The 17,948-nt window shown below is 56.9% G+C and carries 12 protein-coding genes, 2 tRNA genes and 3 rRNA genes; 4 read left to right on the top strand and 13 right to left on the bottom strand.

The genetic code is table 11. The features are described from left to right. Positions 1-42 precede the first annotated feature (42 nt). Positions 43-975, top strand: a complete 933-nt coding sequence (locus ACMXYI_RS15565) for a LysR family transcriptional regulator (protein ID WP_033061190.1) — start codon at positions 43-45, stop codon at positions 973-975. 9 nt (positions 976-984) lie between these two features. Here ACMXYI_RS15565 and ACMXYI_RS15560 read toward each other — a convergent pair whose 3' ends face one another. From ACMXYI_RS15560 to ACMXYI_RS15530, 7 genes are all read right to left on the bottom strand, one after another. Next, entirely contained in the window at positions 985-2,295 is a 1,311-nt protein-coding gene (locus ACMXYI_RS15560) for an OprD family porin (protein ID WP_415767985.1), read from the bottom strand. A gap of 48 nt (positions 2,296-2,343) precedes the next feature. Next, entirely contained in the window at positions 2,344-2,964 is a 621-nt protein-coding gene (locus tag ACMXYI_RS15555; RefSeq protein ID WP_415767984.1) for an RraA family protein, read from the bottom strand. Next, positions 2,957-3,349: a RidA family protein gene (locus tag ACMXYI_RS15550; protein ID WP_415767983.1), complete on the bottom strand. Its 393-nt coding sequence runs from the start codon at positions 3,347-3,349 to the stop codon at positions 2,957-2,959. Before ACMXYI_RS15550 ends, ACMXYI_RS15555 begins: the two co-directional genes overlap by 8 nt. A gap of 18 nt (positions 3,350-3,367) precedes the next feature. Next, entirely contained in the window at positions 3,368-4,747 is a 1,380-nt protein-coding gene (locus ACMXYI_RS15545; protein ID WP_415767982.1) for an MFS transporter, read from the bottom strand. Positions 4,748-4,874: 127 nt separating this feature from the next. Then, positions 4,875-5,804 carry a 2-hydroxyacid dehydrogenase gene (locus ACMXYI_RS15540; protein WP_415767981.1) on the bottom strand — a complete coding sequence of 310 codons (930 nt, stop codon included), beginning with the start codon at positions 5,802-5,804 and terminating at the stop codon, positions 4,875-4,877. Next, positions 5,801-6,556, bottom strand: coding sequence for a class II aldolase/adducin family protein (locus ACMXYI_RS15535; protein ID WP_415767980.1), 756 nt, complete (start codon positions 6,554-6,556; stop codon positions 5,801-5,803). The genes ACMXYI_RS15540 and ACMXYI_RS15535 overlap by 4 nt, the downstream gene beginning before the upstream one ends. After that, positions 6,553-7,854 (bottom strand): MFS transporter, encoded by a 1,302-nt coding sequence (locus ACMXYI_RS15530; RefSeq protein ID WP_415767979.1) that lies wholly within the window; start codon positions 7,852-7,854, stop codon positions 6,553-6,555. Before ACMXYI_RS15530 ends, ACMXYI_RS15535 begins: the two co-directional genes overlap by 4 nt. Positions 7,855-8,011: 157 nt before the next feature. Between ACMXYI_RS15530 and ACMXYI_RS15525 the strand changes: the two genes are divergently transcribed. Further along, positions 8,012-8,971 (top strand): LysR family transcriptional regulator, encoded by a 960-nt coding sequence (locus ACMXYI_RS15525; RefSeq protein WP_046055134.1) that lies wholly within the window; start codon positions 8,012-8,014, stop codon positions 8,969-8,971. Between the two features lie 12 nt (positions 8,972-8,983). Here the strand turns inward: ACMXYI_RS15525 and mrdA are convergent, their stop codons facing one another. After that, a complete protein-coding gene (gene mrdA / locus ACMXYI_RS15520; protein WP_415767978.1) occupies positions 8,984-10,876 on the bottom strand; it encodes a penicillin-binding protein 2 in 1,893 nt (630 codons plus the stop codon). A 272-nt stretch (positions 10,877-11,148) separates the two neighbouring features. Here mrdA and ACMXYI_RS15515 point away from each other — a divergent pair, with 272 nt between their 5' ends. Then, positions 11,149-12,072, top strand: a complete 924-nt coding sequence (locus ACMXYI_RS15515) for a TIGR03571 family LLM class oxidoreductase (protein WP_415767977.1) — start codon at positions 11,149-11,151, stop codon at positions 12,070-12,072. 115 nt (positions 12,073-12,187) lie between these two features. Here the strand turns inward: ACMXYI_RS15515 and rrf are convergent. From rrf to ACMXYI_RS15490, 5 genes are all read right to left on the bottom strand, one after another. After that, positions 12,188-12,303 (bottom strand): 5S ribosomal RNA (rrf, locus tag ACMXYI_RS15510). 156 nt (positions 12,304-12,459) lie between these two features. Continuing rightward, a 23S ribosomal RNA gene (locus tag ACMXYI_RS15505) occupies positions 12,460-15,351 on the bottom strand. A gap of 252 nt (positions 15,352-15,603) precedes the next feature. Next, positions 15,604-15,679, bottom strand: a tRNA-Ala gene (locus ACMXYI_RS15500). Between the two features lie 27 nt (positions 15,680-15,706). Then, positions 15,707-15,783, bottom strand: a tRNA-Ile gene (locus tag ACMXYI_RS15495). A gap of 161 nt (positions 15,784-15,944) precedes the next feature. Then, a 16S ribosomal RNA gene (locus ACMXYI_RS15490) occupies positions 15,945-17,483 on the bottom strand. Together the 16S, 23S and 5S rRNA genes with 2 tRNA genes alongside form the textbook arrangement of a ribosomal RNA operon. A gap of 32 nt (positions 17,484-17,515) precedes the next feature. Between ACMXYI_RS15490 and ACMXYI_RS15485 the strand changes: the two genes are divergently transcribed. Continuing rightward, entirely contained in the window at positions 17,516-17,908 is a 393-nt protein-coding gene (locus ACMXYI_RS15485) for a hypothetical protein (protein ID WP_415767976.1), read from the top strand. Positions 17,909-17,948: the final 40 nt, after the last annotated feature.

Genomic DNA, 17,948 nt, shown 5'->3' with positions numbered 1-17,948 from the left:
TATTATGCGGACTATTACGCCAGCTTATAATCGAGAGCCGCCATGGCCGAACGCGATGTACAACGCCTGCTCAATGACCGTCTGGACTGGAACCTGCTGCGCACCTTCCGGGTGATCGGTCAGGAGCTGAGCATCAGCCGCGCCGCCGCCCGCCTGCACCTGACGCAACCGGCGGTGAGCCAGGCGCTGAAGCGTCTGGAGGAGCAACTGGGCCGACAACTGATCGCCCGGCGCGGGCCACGGTTTGCCCTGACCGAAGTCGGCGAGCAGATCTTCGAACTGGCCGGGGAAATCTACGGACAGATGTCCCAGGTCAGCAGCGTGCTGGAGCAACCGGCCGACGAAGTGATCGGCAAGGTTCGCTTGCTGATCATCAGCCGGATCTTTTCGGAGCGCTTCGATGACTTCCTCGCGGACTTTCATCGGCAGCACCCGCGAGTGGATCTGGAAGTCGACGTGATGCGTAGTTCCGACATCGTCAGCGCCCTTCAGGAAAAAACCGCGACCCTCGGCCTGAGCCTCAATCGTCGCCCGCAACCGCGCCTGGAACAACGGCTGTTCCTGCGTCAACGCTATGCGTTTTTCTGCGGCAAACACCATGCACTGTTCGGCCAACAGAACGTTGCCGAAGGGGATTTGCAGCGGGAGAACTTTGTCAGTTTCACCAGCGACCAGATCGGCGGCATGCTCTCGCCGCTGACGATTTTTCGTGATCAGCAAGGTTTCAGCGGACGCATCGTCGCCTCATCACCGAGCCTGGAAGAAGTCCGGCGACTGGTGATCGCCGGGTACGGGATCGGCTGTTTGCCCGAGCACGTGGTGGCGGCGGACGTCGACGCCGGATTGCTCTGGCGCCTGCCGCCCCACGAAGGGATTGCCGATGTGGACATTCATTTGCTGTGGAACCGCGAACAGCGCATGAGCCGGGCCGAGACGATCTTCCTCGAGAGCCTGCAACAGTGCTTGCTGGACTGAGTGGCCCGATCAGAACAACGGCAGACTGTAGCTGACCACCAGGCGGTTCTGGTCCGCATCGCGCGATGCTTCACTGCGCGACATGCCGTTGCGCCAACCCAGTGCGACGTTTTTCAACGGCCCGCTCTGGATCACGTAGTCGAGGCTCAGGTCCCGCTCCCATTCCTCTTGCTCAGGTCCGGCCACCGTTTTAATGCCGCTGCCTGAGAGGTACATCGCCGAAGCCTTGAGCCCCGGCACGCCAAGGGCGGCGAAATCGTAGCTGTACTGGGCGAAACCGGTACGTTCACCGGCGCGGGTGAAGTTCTGGATGTAGCGGTCGGTCAGCAGGTAGACGCTTGCGCCTCCAGCACCTTTGTCCGGTAAGCCACCCTGGTTGAGCTGCACGAATCCGCTGTCACTGGACACCTGCTGATAACCGGCCATCAACGCGTGAGCGCCGATGCTCCAGGTGAACGCCAGGCTCCAGGTGTTGTTGTCGATCTTGCCGTCGCCGTTCTGCGTAAAGCCACTGGTGCGGTAGCCGCTGGCCCGCCCGGAGGCCGAGTCATTGGCACCGTCGGCGGAGGTCTTGAAGTAGCGCAGATCGGTTTTCAGCGCGCCGAAATCCCCCAGTGTCAGATTGTGAACCAGACCGGCGAAATGCTGTTGGTAATAGTCTTCGAGGTTGGCGTAGTAGTACTGCGCCAGAAGCGCATCGGTGACTTTGTAATCGGCACCGGCAAAATTGAACGCGTTGCTTTCCCGGGTGCCGCTGGCCACGGCCAGGCCGGTGCTGTCGCTGGAACCGCGCCCCGTGGCGTGTTCGAGATGACCACCGGTGAGGGTCAGGTGCTCGAAGTCATTGGAGACGATCTGCCCACCCTCGAATGTCTGCGGTAGCAGCCGGCCGTCGTTGGCCTGCAGAATCGGTAACTTCGGCGTCAGCGTGCCGTAACGCATTTCAGTCTGGGCAAAGCGCATCTTCGCCGTCGCACCGAAACGCGACCATTGCTCGGCTGCGCCGTTGCCATCGTCGGGGATCATCGAACTGCCGACATGGCGACCGTCACCGCTGTCCAGGCGAATACCTAGCAACCCTAGCGCATCGACACCAAAACCGACGGTGCCTTCGGTGAATCCGGACTGATAGTTGAGCATGAAACCCTGCGCCCATTCTTCGGTTCTGGAAGGGTTCGCGGCGCCATCGCGATTATCGTTATTGAAGTAATAGTTACGCATCCCGAGGGTCGCTTTACTGTCTTTAATAAAGTCCGCCATGCTTAACGGACTGAATAGCGCACTGCCGATCGCAATAAGTGCCAACGGTTGTTTGTTCATTGATTTTGAAGTTCCTGAGCAGCCAGCTTTTGCACTGGCTGCCGGTCATTAGGAGAGTTTGTTACTCAAGACACTGGACACCGGCTCGCCCGCCATTAACCGGGTCAGCAGTTGCGGTTCTGCCCGGTCCGATGCCAGCGCGCGCTCGATGACGTTTTGCGCTGTGGCCGGATCGAGAAACAGCACGCCGTTGTCGTCCGCCAGCACGAAATCCCCGGGATGTACCGTGACGCCGGCACAGTGAATCGGCTGATTGATCTGGCTGTCGCCGCGGCCATGCAGCTTGGTGGTCAGCAGGCTGGTGCCGCGGGCGAAGACCGGTAGGCCGGTCTCGCGCAGTTCGAGCAAGTCGGTCACCGCCCCGTCCACCACAATGCCCACCGCACCAGCGCAACGCGCCGCGCAACTGGTGACCGCGCCCACCGGGGCGTGTTGCCAGTCACCGTCGGTGTCGATCACCAGCACATCGCCGGGCCGGATGAGCGCCAGGGCCTGGTTGACCGCGATGGCATCGGCGCCCACCAGTTTCAGGGTCAGCGCACGGCCGACCAGTTTCACATTGGGCACCATGGCCCGCAGTTGCGAATCGGCAAAGCCTTCCTCGAGAAAATGCCCGAGGGTCGGAAAACTCACCGTGTTGAGCTGCTCGATCAGCTGCGAATCATCCATGTTGCGCCTCCTTGGCAATCAACTCGGCGACACAGTCGATTTCCAGCGACACGCCCCACAGCGCTACACACACGGTGGTGCGTGCCGGTGGCGCATGGCCGAGGAACTCGCGATACACCGCGTTGAACGGCTCCAGTTGTGCGGGATCGGTGAGGTACGCATTAACCTTGATCACGTGGCTGAAATCGGACCCGGCTTCAATCAGGATCGCCTCCAGATTGCGCAAGGTTTGTCGCACTTGTTCGGTGAAACTGGCGGGCTGGTCATCGAGCCCGCTTTGGGCCGGAATCTGCCCGGCGGTGAACACCAGATGACCGCTGACCACTGCCTGGGAGTAAGGGCCGACCGGGCCGATGAAGCCTGGGGCTGACTGAATTCTGCGCATGTTGTTGAACTCCATTAATCAGGCGGCGGCCGATTTGACAGGTTTGCCGAGGGCTGGCTCGTTGGCCGGCACTGCTGCTGGGACTTCACTGATGTCGCGCTTGAAGGTCTCGGTCAGCAACAACAACGCCACCAGCGAAATCAATGCGGCGCCGATCATGTACCAGGCCACCGAAGAGCCTTTGCCGGTCGCCGCCAGTAGTGCGGTGGTGACGATGGGCGTCGCGGCGCTGCCGAGCAGGCCGGACAACATGTAGCTGATCGACAACCCGGAATAGCGCACCCGAGTGCCGAACAGTTCAGCGAGGAAGGTCGCGATCGGCCCGTAATTGGCCGCGAAGGCAGTCATCAACAGCAGGTAGCCGAAGATCACACAGGGCAACTCTTTGGTGTCCATCAACCAGAACATCGGGAACGCGACCAACGCTTCGGCCACGATGCCGGCAACGATGATCGGCTTGCGTCCGTAACGGTCCGACAGCGCGCCGAACACCGGCAACATCACGATGCACCAGGCGCAGGACAGCAACACCACGCCGAGCATCACGCTGCGGCTGAACCCCAGATTCTGCGTGCCGTACGTCAGGCCGAAGGCAACGATGATGTTGAACGACGCCCCGGTCGACATGGTGGCGATCCCGCCCAGCACCACTTGTTTCCAGTACTTGCGAAACACTTCCGCCAGCGGCATTTTCACCTGCACCTCGGCTTCCTTGACCTTGTTGAAGGCCGGGGTTTCAGAGATGTTCAAGCGGATGTACAAGCCCACGGCGATCAGCAGCACGCTGGCCAGGAACGGAATACGCCAGCCCCAGGCCAACAGGTCTTCAGGGGACAGCCACGCGGCAATCAGCAGGAAGGCCAGGTTGGCAATCATCGTCCCGGCCGGAACGCCGATCTGTACCCACGAGCCGTACAAGCCGCGTTTGTTGGCGGGTGCATGTTCCACCGCCATCAGCACCGCACCGCCCCACTCGCCACCCAACGCCAGGCCTTGAATCACCCTCAGCAGCAACAACAGGATCGGCGCCCAGATACCAATGGCCGCGTAATTGGGTAATAACCCGATGGCGAAAGTAGCGGCCCCCATCGTCAACAGCGAAACCAACAACATCGACTTGCGTCCCAGGCGGTCACCGAAATGACCGAACAGTGCCGCGCCGACAATCCGGGCCAGGTAGGCCGAAGCAAACGTACCGAACGCCAGTAATGTACCGATCAACGGATCGAAATCCGGAAAGAACACTTTGTTGAACACCAGCGCCGAAGCCGTGGCGAAAACAAACAGGTCGTACCATTCCACCGTGGTGCCAATCACACTGGCCACGGCCACTTTTTTCATGCTGACTGCAACTTCCGGAGGTGCGCCGGACTTTTCTACAGGCGATAGATCGCTCATTACTGTCTCCAGGAGTTCATCAAGAACTCATATTTAATTGTTTTAACTGGCAGTAAAACGTTCGAAGTGAGGGATTATTGTTATAGATCGCCCAATTAAATGGGCGAGTTTGCAAGGCGCTTTCTTATTAATAACCGAGTGTTCGGTCCGCACAATTCAATAACGGTTCACCGCTATTTAAACGGCGAAAGTTCTCTGCTACTTGTTCGGCGATACAGTCGTGGGAGGCCGCGGACGCCATGTGCGGGGTGATGGTGACGCCGGGCATCGTCCAGAGACGGTGATCGACCGGCAGCGGTTCTTGTTCGAAAACATCCAGCAAAGCGCCGCGCAGTTTTCCTCGGGCCAGGGCTTGTTCAAGGTCGTCGATATTCAGATGACCGCCGCGACCACAATTGACCAGCGCGGCGCCATTGGCGAGCCGCTCGAACGTTGCGCTGCCGAGGATGCCGCGGGTTTCGCTGGTCAGCGGCAACAGGTTGATCAGCAACTCCAATCCATCGAGAAACGGGTTCAGCTTTTCCGCACCGGCGAACGTCTGTACGCCCGCCAAGTCCTTGCTGCGGCGCGCCCAACCACGAACGTCGTAACCGGCGGCGGCCAGGTCCTGGGCAATGGCGCTGCCCAACGACCCAAGCCCCATCACCCCGACCTTGAACTGCCCCGCCGCGCGTTGCAGTGGTCGCTCCCAGCGCTGGTCCTGTTGCTGCAACAGCACCTGATCGAAGCCGCGGTGATAGTGAATCGCCGCCCAGCGTACGTACTCGGTCATGCCTTGGCGGTGGCCGGGATCGACCACTCGGCAGATCGGCAAGTCCGGGCACAACGGGTCGTGATCGAGGTGATCGATGCCGGCGGCCACCGAGTGAATGACTTGCAGGTTCGGCAACGCGGCGAGGCTGCCTGGCAAGGGAAACCAGCAGGCGGCAATCTGCGCGTTGGCCGCCTGCGGATCATCGGCCAGGACTGCTTTGAGTTGCGGCGCACTGCGAGCAAATGCAGCCTGCAATTGCTTGAGCAGCAGGGTGTCGCGGGACAGCAGAACCACGGTGTTCATGACAGATAGGACTCGCGCTGGGATTCGATCAGGGTCAGGGCGGCCTCCCAGGCCAGGTCGATGATGTTGTCCTGCTCATCGCGGTCAAACTGCTCGGCGGTGTGTGCACAGACGTCCGGAGACGGGTAATGCAACGCCGAACCACCGGACAACGCCGCAATTTGCGCCTGACAGGCACGCTCCAGAAAGTGAATCTCCTGGAACGCCTGGGCCACGCCGGAACCACCGACCAACAGTCCATGATTGCGCAGGATCATCGCCCGGTGCGGGCCCAGGTCGGCAATCAAACGCTCGCGCTCGTCCAGCGACAGCGCGATGCCTTCATAGGTGTGATACGCCAACTTGCCGTAGAACTTCAGCGCGTGCTGAGTGATCGGCAGCAAGCCGTGCTTCTGTGCGGCGACCGCCATGCCGGCGGCTGTGTGGGTATGGATCACGCAGTTGAGATCCGGGCGGGCCATATGGATCGCCGAGTGAATGACGAAGCCGGCGGCGTTGACCCGATGACCTTCATATTCCGGATCGACGACTCGCCCGTCCTGATCGATACGCACCAGGTCCGAAGCGCGCATACGGTCAAAAATCACCCCGTAGCGGTTGATCAGGAAATGGTGTTCCGGCCCAGGAATCCGCAAGGTGATGTGGGTGTCGATCAGGTCGGTCATGCGAAAGTGCGCGACCAGGCGATACAGCGCAGCCAGTTCGCAGCGGGCTTGCCATTCAACCGGGCCGATGTGTTCAGGTTTACTCACGAATACACCTCTTTAGCAGCGTGGGTGACGACCGGGTTGGCGCGCAGACGGGCCAGGCCGCAAACACCGATCAAGGACAGGGCCGAGAGCAAGGTGAAGAACACCGCCAACGGCAACCATTGTCCGGAAAACTTGCTCGCCAGCAGCGTGCCGATCAGCGGCGTCGTACCGCCGGCCAGCGCGCAGCTGAGTTGGTAGGCGATAGAAATGCCCGAGTAGCGCAGGTGCACCGGGAACGCCTGGGTCATGTAACCGGCGATCACTGCGTACAGCGCCGAGAGAATCACCACTGCCAGAGCGATGCCGACGGTCATCAGCACAATGTTCTGTGTGCCTACCAGCATGAACATCGGGTACGGCGTGACCATGCACAGCAGCGCGACCAGTTTGAGGAAGCGGCCTTCGCCGATGCGCTCGGCCAGCAGCGCGGAGAGCGGTTGCGAGAGCAGCTGAATGACGGTCACCAGGAACAAGCAATCGAGAATCGTCGAGCGCGCGATGCCCTGATACTGGGTGACGTAGGTGATCATGAAGGTATTGGTAAAGAAGAACCCGGCCGAACCGATGGTCACGGCGGCGGCAGCAAACAGGATCTGCCGCCAGCAGGTGCGGATCACGTCCTTCACCGGGTACTTGGAAGTCTCGTTGTTGTCCCGGGCCTTGGCGAACTCCGGCGACTCGTGGACACCGGAACGGATCATCAGGCCGACCATCATCAGCACACCGCTGGCGAGAAACGGCAGACGCCAGCCCCAGGCGAGGAAGTCCTCTGGCTCAAGGGAAGTCACCAGACGAAAGGCAATTAACGCCAGCAGTAAACCGGCCGGGCTGCCGAGTTGAGCGAACGATGCATAGAAAGTCTTGCGCTTGGCCGGCGCGTGCTCGCTGGCCATCAGCACCGCCCCGCCCCACTCGCCACCGACTGAAATGCCCTGGATCAAACGCAGCACAATCAGACCGACCGGTGCCCAGATGCCGGCACTGGCGTAGCTCGGCAACATCCCGATGCCGGCGGTGGCCAGCCCCATCAGCGCCATGGTCACCAGCAGCATTTTCTTGCGACCGAGGCGATCACCCAGATGACCGAAAACCATGCCGGCCATCGGGCGAGCGATGAAGCCGACGGCGAAACTGCCGAACGCTGCCAGGGTGCTCATCACCGGGTCGTGGCTGGGAAAGAACACTTGCCCGAGCACCAGCGCCGCCGCCGTGGCATAGATGTAGAAGTCGTAGAACTCGATGGTCGTGCCAATGAAGGCTGCCGCCGCCGCTCGACGAGGTTGAGGGGTAGTGTGCATGCAAGGACCCTGTGTATTTATAGTTTTGGGCAGCTACTGAAGGCTGTTTACGGGTTGCACTCTGTGGCGCTTGTTAGCTTTATCGCTTCCGTGTCAGGATTAGTCAATTTTCAAATTCTTATCTTTACTATTAGCCTTGCTACTACATGGAGTTTTTATGCCCTCCACTTCTAACCCTTGGGTCGGTCGCCGCTTTCTGAATGACCGCCTCGACTGGAACCTGCTTCGCACCTATTTGGTGATCGGCCAGGAAGGCAGCATGAGCCGGGCCGCCGCGCGATTGCACATCACGCAGTCAGCCGTCAGCCAGGCGCTTAAACGGCTGGAGGAACAATTGGAATGTGTGTTGATTGCCCGCAGCGGGCGGCGGTTTGATCTGACCGAAACCGGGGAGGAAGTCCTGCGCATTGCGGCGGACATTTACGGCGATATTTCACGACTGGGCACGGTGGTGGAAAGTCGTAACGACGACGTGGTCGGCAAGATCCGCATCCTTACCGTCAGCGGCGTGCAGGCACGACATTACGACGACTTTCTCGCCGATTTCCACGAAACCCATCCGAAAATCGAGTTTGAAGTCGAGGTGATGGGTAGCTCGAACATCATCAGTTCGCTGCTGCAAAAGACGGCGACCATTGGCGTCGGCCTGTGCCGTTTACCGCAGCCGCGGCTGGAGCAGCGAGTACTGTTTCGTGAGACTTATGCGTACTTCTGCGGGCAGCGTCATCGACTGTTCGGGCAAGAGAATCTGACCCTGGAACAGCTCGCCGCGGAGAACTTTGTCAGCTTCACCAGCGATCAACTGGGGGGCAATCTTTCGCCCCTGACATTGTTCCGCGACCAGCAAGGCTTTACCGGCAAGATCGTCGCTTCATCGACGAGTTTCGAAGAGATTTATCGCTTGATCTGTTCAGGGTTCGGCATTGGCTGCCTGCCGACGCACTTGGTACGAAGGGATGTCGAGCAAGGTTTGCTCTGGCGTTTGCCGCCGGAAGATGGGGTGGTGGATTTCGATATCCAGCTGCTGTGGAATCGTGAGCAGAAGATGAGTCAGGCTGAAACCGTGTTCCTTGAAAGCTTCCAGCACATGCTCAGTATTCGTGAGCCTGTGCTGTGAAGCCTTGATCGCTTAGACGTGAGGGTCGCCCGGTGCTTTGCTAGGTGTGGCGTATTGCGGCTTCAAGTGACCGTCCTGATCGAGTAGCCAGGCGTCCATGATCTGCCGCACCACGGGACCTGCGACACGACCGCCGGCCTCACCGTTTTCGATCATCACCGAGATGACAATCTTCGGATGTTCGGCCGGGGCGAAACCGACGAACAAGGCGTTGTCGCGGTTACGCTCCAGGGTTTTCGCCCGGTTGTAACGTTCGCCCTGCTTGATCGCCACCACTTGCGCCGTACCACTCTTGCCGGCGATACGGTACTGAGCGCCCTGCGCCGCCGCTCGGGCAATCCCGCGAGCATCGTGCATCACCATTTGCATGCCGTGGTTGACCTGTTCCCAGTCACGCGGGTCTTTCAACAGGATGTTTGGCATTGGATGCTCATCCACTGGCGCAACACCATCCACGGTCTTGGCCAGGTGCGGGCGGTTCCACACACCTTTATTGGCGATCAGTGCAGTCGCCTGGGCCAGCTGCAGCGGCGTGACCTGCATGTAGCCCTGGCCGATGCCGAGGATCACGGTCTCGCCGGGGAACCATGCCTGACGGCGCGTCGCACGCTTCCAGGCTTGCGATGGCATCAGGCCGGCAGACTCTTCGAACATGTCCAGCGAGACTTTCTCGCCGAGACCGAACATGGCCATGTAGTCATGCAGGCGATCGATACCCAGCTTGTGGGCCAGGTCGTAGAAATAGGTGTCGTTGGAGCGCATGATCGCCGCGTCCATGTCTACCCAGCCATCGCCGCTGTGGTTCCAGTTACGGTATTTGTGATCGAAGTCCGGCAGTTGGTAGTAACCGGGGTCGAAGACGCGGGTCTGCGGGGTAACGACGCCGGCGTCCAGACCGGCAATGGCTACTTCCGGCTTGATGGTCGAACCCGGTGCATAGAGGCCGCGCAGTACGCGGTTGAACAGCGGCCGGTCGATGGAATCGTGTAGCGCTGCGTATTCCTTGAAGCTGATTCCAGTGACGAACAGGTTCGGGTCGAAACTCGGCTTGCTGACCATCGCGAGCACTTCGCCGGTCGAAGGATCGAGAGCGACCACCGAACCGCGACGATCACCCAAGGCTTCCTCGGCGGCTTCCTGAAGTTTGACGTCCAGGCTCAGTACGATGTTTTTGCCGGGGATCGGATCGGTGTGCTTGAGCACTCGCAGGACCCGTCCCTGAGCGTTGGTTTCGACTTCTTCGTAACCCACTTGGCCATGCAACTGCGACTCGTAGAATTTTTCGATACCAGTCTTGCCGATGGACTGAGCGCCACGGTATTCCACCGTGTCCAGGGCTTTGGATTCTTTCTCGTTGATGCGACCAACGTAGCCAATCGAATGCGCAAAGTGCGCGCCCATCGGGTAATGGCGAACGAATTGTGGCTCTACGTCGATCCCCGGCAGACGGAACTCGTTGACCGCCAACACGGCGATCTGCTCTTCGCTGAGCTCGTAGAACAAGGTGACCGGCACGAATGGATGTCGGGTCTGCTTCATTGCCTTGTCGAACAGCGCTCGATCTTCTGTCGGCAAATGCAGGAGGGTAATTACTTCATCCAGTTCCTCTTTGACATCAGAGGCGCGTTCGCGGGTGATGGTCAGGTTGAAGCTGGGGCGGTTGTCCGCCAGAACTACGCCGTTGCGGTCGTAGATCAATCCGCGCGTGGGGGTGATCGGCAGGACATGGACGCGATTGTTTTCTGAGATCGTCGAGTGATAGTCAAATTCGACCACCTGCAGGACATACATGCGCACGACCAGCGCGCAGGTAATGGCGACAACGAACAGGGCGCAAGCCATCAGTCTTTTGTTGACCAGGCGCGTCTCTTTTTCGTGGTCCTTGATCGGTATCGGTTGGGGCATTTCTGCAGCAGCTCTTTGACTGTAAAGGGGGCGCCGATCCGTAGGCTTGAAATCAGTCCGTTAAAAAACGAGCTGCACCATACCAAAAACCGGACGGCCACTTTAGTGCGAATTCCTCTAACGGTTGTCCTTGAGGGCCAAAACGACGTTCGGTTTCTTTATGACTCGTGCGTTTTGCTCAAGATTGATATTCCCATTCATGCATTTTTCTTGAAGGAGGGCCTGTAGATACTGGGTGCATGTCATTCCGTTTTGTTTTTTTGGAGTCTTTCATGCATCCACGATTTCAACGTTTACTGGGCTCAGCTGGATTTTCCATTGGGCTGGAACTGCCACTGGATAACGATTGGTCCAGCGATGGGCAGCGGTTGCGGATTGCCGAAGACCGGCCTTTTGGTGTTCCGGACCTGAAGCAGCACGCCGCTATGGCGCGCCTCGCAGACAAGGCTGGTTTCCGCGCCCTGTGGGTGCGCGATGTACCGGTTTATGACCCCAATTTTGGTGATGCAGCGCAGGTGTTCGAAACCTTTTCCCACCTTGGCTACCTGGCCGGGATCACTGACAACATCATGCTGGGTACAGCGGCGGTTGTATTGCCGTTGCGTCAGCCTTGGCTAACGCTCAAGGCAGCCAACAGTGTTGATGAACTGAGTGATAGACGTTTGCTACTGGGGGTGGCCAGTGGCGACCGACCTATGGAGTATCCGTTATTTGGTGTGGACTACGATCAGCGGGGAGAGATCTTTCGCGATACGGTTGAGTTGTTGCGCAGCCAAGGTGAAGGACGCTTGCCGGAAGGTGCTCGCCTGTTACCGGAGCGAGATCAGCCGGTGCCATTGCTGGTTGCAGGTCTTGGTCAGCAATCCCCAGCGTGGATCGGCCAACACATGGACGGCTGGCTCGCCTACCCCGGCACTCCAGATGAACATCGGCGCCGAGTGGGACTGTGGCGGGAGGTCGGTGGTAATAAACCCTACATCAGCTTCGTTCACCTGGATCTGGCGGCCAATCCTCATGCACCGATGCGACGTGTACGTTTTGGCGGCAGCTGCGGGAGGCTGGCGTTGATCGATGAGCTTCAGGCCCTGCGTGAGGCCGGTGTGCAGCACGTTGGCTTGCATCTGCGTCGTAGCGAGCGACCGGTTGCCGAGGTTATTGAAGAGATCGCTGAATACGTTCTGCCGAAGTTTCACTAACGATGCTGCTGGAACCTGGGATGGCCAATGGACTATCCCTTTTTCGCCACGCCACTTTCCTGCGGACAAAACAAAACCCCTACCTGCATACGCAGATAGGGGTTTCGGAATTTAATCTTGACGATGACCTACTCTCACATGGGGAAACCCCACACTACCATCGGCGATGCATCGTTTCACTGCTGAGTTCGGGATGGGATCAGGTGGTTCCAATGCTCTATGGTCGTCAAGAAATTCGGTAGCCAGGTCGTGGGCCTTTGCAGGTTCACGCTCCAGCGAATGGGTAGGTGATAGATTTGTGTGTTGCCTTGCGAATTTTCGACTGCTGTCGTCTTCACACACCGCAATCTGGTGCCTCTTCAGGTCAGCAAATTGCTTGGGTGTTATATGGTCAAGCCTCACGGGCAATTAGTATTGGTTAGCTCAACGCCTCACAGCGCTTACACACCCAACCTATCAACGTCGTAGTCTTCGACGGCCCTTCAGGGGACTCAAGGTCCCAGTGAGATCTCATCTTGAGGCTAGTTTCCCGCTTAGATGCTTTCAGCGGTTATCTATTCCGAACATAGCTACCCGGCAATGCCACTGGCGTGACAACCGGAACACCAGAGGTTCGTCCACTCCGGTCCTCTCGTACTAGGAGCAGCCCCTCTCAAATCTCAAACGTCCACGGCAGATAGGGACCGAACTGTCTCACGACGTTCTAAACCCAGCTCGCGTACCACTTTAAATGGCGAACAGCCATACCCTTGGGACCGGCTTCAGCCCCAGGATGTGATGAGCCGACATCGAGGTGCCAAACACCGCCGTCGATATGAACTCTTGGGCGGTATCAGCCTGTTATCCCCGGAGTACCTTTTATCCGTTGAGCGATGGCCCTTCCATACAGAACCACCGGATCACTAAGACCTACTTTCGTACCTGCTCGACGTGTCTGTCTCGCAGTCAAGCGCGCTTTTGCCTTTATACTCTACGACCGATTTCCGACCGGTCTGAGCGCACCTTCGTACTCCTCCGTTACTCTTTAGGAGGAGACCGCCCCAGTCAAACTACCCACCATACACTGTCCTCGATCCGGATAACGGACCTGAGTTAGAACCTCAAAGTTGCCAGGGTGGTATTTCAAGGTTGGCTCCACGCGAACTGGCGTCCACGCTTCAAAGCCTCCCACCTATCCTACACAAGCAAATTCAAAGTCCAGTGCAAAGCTATAGTAAAGGTTCACGGGGTCTTTCCGTCTAGCCGCGGATACACTGCATCTTCACAGCGATTTCAATTTCACTGAGTCTCGGGTGGAGACAGCGCCGCCATCGTTACGCCATTCGTGCAGGTCGGAACTTACCCGACAAGGAATTTCGCTACCTTAGGACCGTTATAGTTACGGCCGCCGTTTACCGGGGCTTCGATCAAGAGCTTCGCGTTAGCTAACCCCATCAATTAACCTTCCGGCACCGGGCAGGCGTCACACCCTATACGTCCACTTTCGTGTTTGCAGAGTGCTGTGTTTTTAATAAACAGTCGCAGCGGCCTGGTATCTTCGACCGGCATGGGCTTACGCAGTAAATGCTTCACCCTCACCGGCGCACCTTCTCCCGAAGTTACGGTGCCATTTTGCCTAGTTCCTTCACCCGAGTTCTCTCAAGCGCCTTGGTATTCTCTACCCAACCACCTGTGTCGGTTTGGGGTACGGTTCCTGGTTACCTGAAGCTTAGAAGCTTTTCTTGGAAGCATGGCATCAACCACTTCGTCACCCAAAGGGTAACTCGTCATCAGCTCTCGGCCTTAGAATCCCGGATTTACCTAAGATTCCAGCCTACCACCTTAAACTTGGACAACCAACGCCAAGCTGGCCTAGCCTTCTCCGTCCCTCCATCGCAATAACCAGAAGTACAGGAATATTAACCTGTTTTCCATCGACTACGCTTTTCAGCCTCGCCTTAGGGACCGACTAACCCTGCGTCGATTAACGTTGCGCAGGAAACCTTGGTCTTTCGGCGTGGGTGTTTTTCACACCCATTGTCGTTACTCATGTCAGCATTCGCACTTCTGATACCTCCAGCAAGCTTCTCAACTCACCTTCACAGGCTTACAGAACGCTCCTCTACCGCATCACCTAAGTGATACCCGTAGCTTCGGTGTATGGTTTGAGCCCCGTTACATCTTCCGCGCAGGCCGACTCGACTAGTGAGCTATTACGCTTTCTTTAAAGGGTGGCTGCTTCTAAGCCAACCTCCTAGCTGTCTAAGCCTTCCCACATCGTTTCCCACTTAACCATAACTTTGGGACCTTAGCTGACGGTCTGGGTTGTTTCCCTTTTCACGACGGACGTTAGCACCCGCCGTGTGTCTCCCATGCTCGGCACTTGTAGGTATTCGGAGTTTGCATCGGTTTGGTAAGTCGGGATGACCCCCTAGCCGAAACAGTGCTCTACCCCCTACAGTGATACATGAGGCGCTACCTAAATAGCTTTCGAGGAGAACCAGCTATCTCCGAGCTTGATTAGCCTTTCACTCCGATCCACAGGTCATCCGCTAACTTTTCAACGGTAGTCGGTTCGGTCCTCCAGTTAGTGTTACCCAACCTTCAACCTGCCCATGGATAGATCGCCCGGTTTCGGGTCTATTCCCAGCGACTAGACGCCCTATTAAGACTCGCTTTCGCTACGCCTCCCCTATTCGGTTAAGCTCGCCACTGAAAATAAGTCGCTGACCCATTATACAAAAGGTACGCAGTCACCCAACAAAGTGGGCTCCCACTGCTTGTACGCATACGGTTTCAGGATCTATTTCACTCCCCTCTCCGGGGTTCTTTTCGCCTTTCCCTCACGGTACTAGTTCACTATCGGTCAGTCAGTAGTATTTAGCCTTGGAGGATGGTCCCCCCATATTCAGACAAAGTTTCTCGTGCTCCGTCCTACTCGATTTCATGACTAAGAGATTTTCGCGTACAGGGCTATCACCCACTATGGCCGTACTTTCCAGAACGTTCCGCTAATCTCAAAGCCACTTAAGGGCTAGTCCCCGTTCGCTCGCCACTACTAAGGGAATCTCGGTTGATTTCTTTTCCTCAGGGTACTTAGATGTTTCAGTTCCCCTGGTTCGCCTCTTAAGCCTATGTATTCAGCTTAAGATAACCATCTTATGATGGCTGGGTTCCCCCATTCAGACATCTCCGGATCAAAGTCTGTTTGCCGACTCCCCGAAGCTTTTCGCAGGCTACCACGTCTTTCATCGCCTCTGACTGCCAAGGCATCCACCGTATGCGCTTCTTCACTTGACCATATAACCCCAAGCAATCTGGTTATACTGTGAAGACGACATTCGCCGAAAATTCGCATGCTTGCTCAATTAAGAGCTACTCACAAATTTTACCTTAGCCTGATCCAACACCAGTGAAAGTGTTGTTCAGTCTATCTTTCTATCACATACCCAAATTTTTAAAGAACGATCTAATCCAAAGACTAGAAATCAACATTCACCATCATCACGATGGAATGCTCATTTCTAAGCTTTCAACAAACAGAAGCAGTAGTGGTGGAGCCAAACGGGATCGAACCGTTGACCTCCTGCGTGCAAGGCAGGCGCTCTCCCAGCTGAGCTATGGCCCCGTATTTCTACAGGTTCCCACACAAAATTGGTGGGTCTGGGCAGATTCGAACTGCCGACCTCACCCTTATCAGGGGTGCGCTCTAACCAACTGAGCTACAGACCCAATTTCGAGCTTTAAGGCCGACCTCACCCTGCTCTTTACCACAGAGCATGGGGTGCGCTCCAACCAACTAAGCTACAACCTGTTAGGGCTGCTTCTTATCGTCTTCTTCAATGAATCAAGCAATTCGTGTGGGAACTTATGGAGCAGCTGATGTCGTCGATTAAGGAGGTGATCCAGCCGCAGGTTCCCCTACGGCTACCTTGTTACGACTTCACCCCAGTCATGAATCACACCGTGGTAACCGTCCTCCCGAAGGTTAGACTAGCTACTTCTGGTGCAACCCACTCCCATGGTGTGACGGGCGGTGTGTACAAGGCCCGGGAACGTATTCACCGCGACATTCTGATTCGCGATTACTAGCGATTCCGACTTCACGCAGTCGAGTTGCAGACTGCGATCCGGACTACGATCGGTTTTCTGGGATTAGCTCCACCTCGCGGCTTGGCAACCCTCTGTACCGACCATTGTAGCACGTGTGTAGCCCAGGCCGTAAGGGCCATGATGACTTGACGTCATCCCCACCTTCCTCCGGTTTGTCACCGGCAGTCTCCTTAGAGTGCCCACCATGACGTGCTGGTAACTAAGGACAAGGGTTGCGCTCGTTACGGGACTTAACCCAACATCTCACGACACGAGCTGACGACAGCCATGCAGCACCTGTCTCAATGTTCCCGAAGGCACCAATCCATCTCTGGAAAGTTCATTGGATGTCAAGGCCTGGTAAGGTTCTTCGCGTTGCTTCGAATTAAACCACATGCTCCACCGCTTGTGCGGGCCCCCGTCAATTCATTTGAGTTTTAACCTTGCGGCCGTACTCCCCAGGCGGTCAACTTAATGCGTTAGCTGCGCCACTAAGAGCTCAAGGCTCCCAACGGCTAGTTGACATCGTTTACGGCGTGGACTACCAGGGTATCTAATCCTGTTTGCTCCCCACGCTTTCGCACCTCAGTGTCAGTATCAGTCCAGGTGGTCGCCTTCGCCACTGGTGTTCCTTCCTATATCTACGCATTTCACCGCTACACAGGAAATTCCACCACCCTCTACCATACTCTAGCTTGTCAGTTTTGAATGCAGTTCCCAGGTTGAGCCCGGGGATTTCACATCCAACTTAACAAACCACCTACGCGCGCTTTACGCCCAGTAATTCCGATTAACGCTTGCACCCTCTGTATTACCGCGGCTGCTGGCACAGAGTTAGCCGGTGCTTATTCTGTCGGTAACGTCAAGACACCAACGTATTAGGTTAATGCCCTTCCTCCCAACTTAAAGTGCTTTACAATCCGAAGACCTTCTTCACACACGCGGCATGGCTGGATCAGGCTTTCGCCCATTGTCCAATATTCCCCACTGCTGCCTCCCGTAGGAGTCTGGACCGTGTCTCAGTTCCAGTGTGACTGATCATCCTCTCAGACCAGTTACGGATCGTCGCCTTGGTGAGCCATTACCTCACCAACTAGCTAATCCGACCTAGGCTCATCTGATAGCGCAAGGCCCGAAGGTCCCCTGCTTTCTCCCGTAGGACGTATGCGGTATTAGCGTCCGTTTCCGAGCGTTATCCCCCACTACCAGGCAGATTCCTAGGCATTACTCACCCGTCCGCCGCTCGCCACCAGGTACAAGTACCCGTGCTGCCGCTCGACTTGCATGTGTTAGGCCTGCCGCCAGCGTTCAATCTGAGCCATGATCAAACTCTTCAGTTCAAACATCTTTGGGTTTTTAAGAAACCCTAAACTTGGCTCAGCAATCGTTGGTTACATCTTTGATTTCTCGCGGAGTAACTTGTGATGCTGATAATCTTGTTGACTATCAGTCTGACTCCACAAGCACCCACACGAATTGCTTGATTCAGTTGTTAAAGAGCGGTTGGTTAAGAGCTTTCGTCTCAACCGAGGCGCGCATTCTACAGCAGCCTCTGTTGCTGTCAAGCGGTTATTTTCCGAAGTTTTCAAAGTTTCCTTTGCAACTTCAACCACTTGCGCTTGCGATCTCTCGTCAGCGGGAGGCGAATTCTACAGCGTTACTCGCTGCTGTCAACACCTCTTTTACCCCGCTTTCGACCGAGAAGATCGAACCGTTAAAAGAGCCAAACAACCTCGCTCTTTCAACTCCTTCTGGGCTTCGATGACCTGAAGCAACCCGCTGTCGAAAACTGCTTAACTCATTGT

It is taken from the genome of Pseudomonas lyxosi, assembly GCF_047758685.1.
Taxonomy (GTDB): Bacteria; Pseudomonadota; Gammaproteobacteria; order Pseudomonadales; family Pseudomonadaceae; genus Aquipseudomonas; species Aquipseudomonas lyxosi.
The sequence above is the reverse complement of the archived record's forward strand: the minus strand, read 5'-3'. Positions and strand labels throughout refer to the sequence as shown.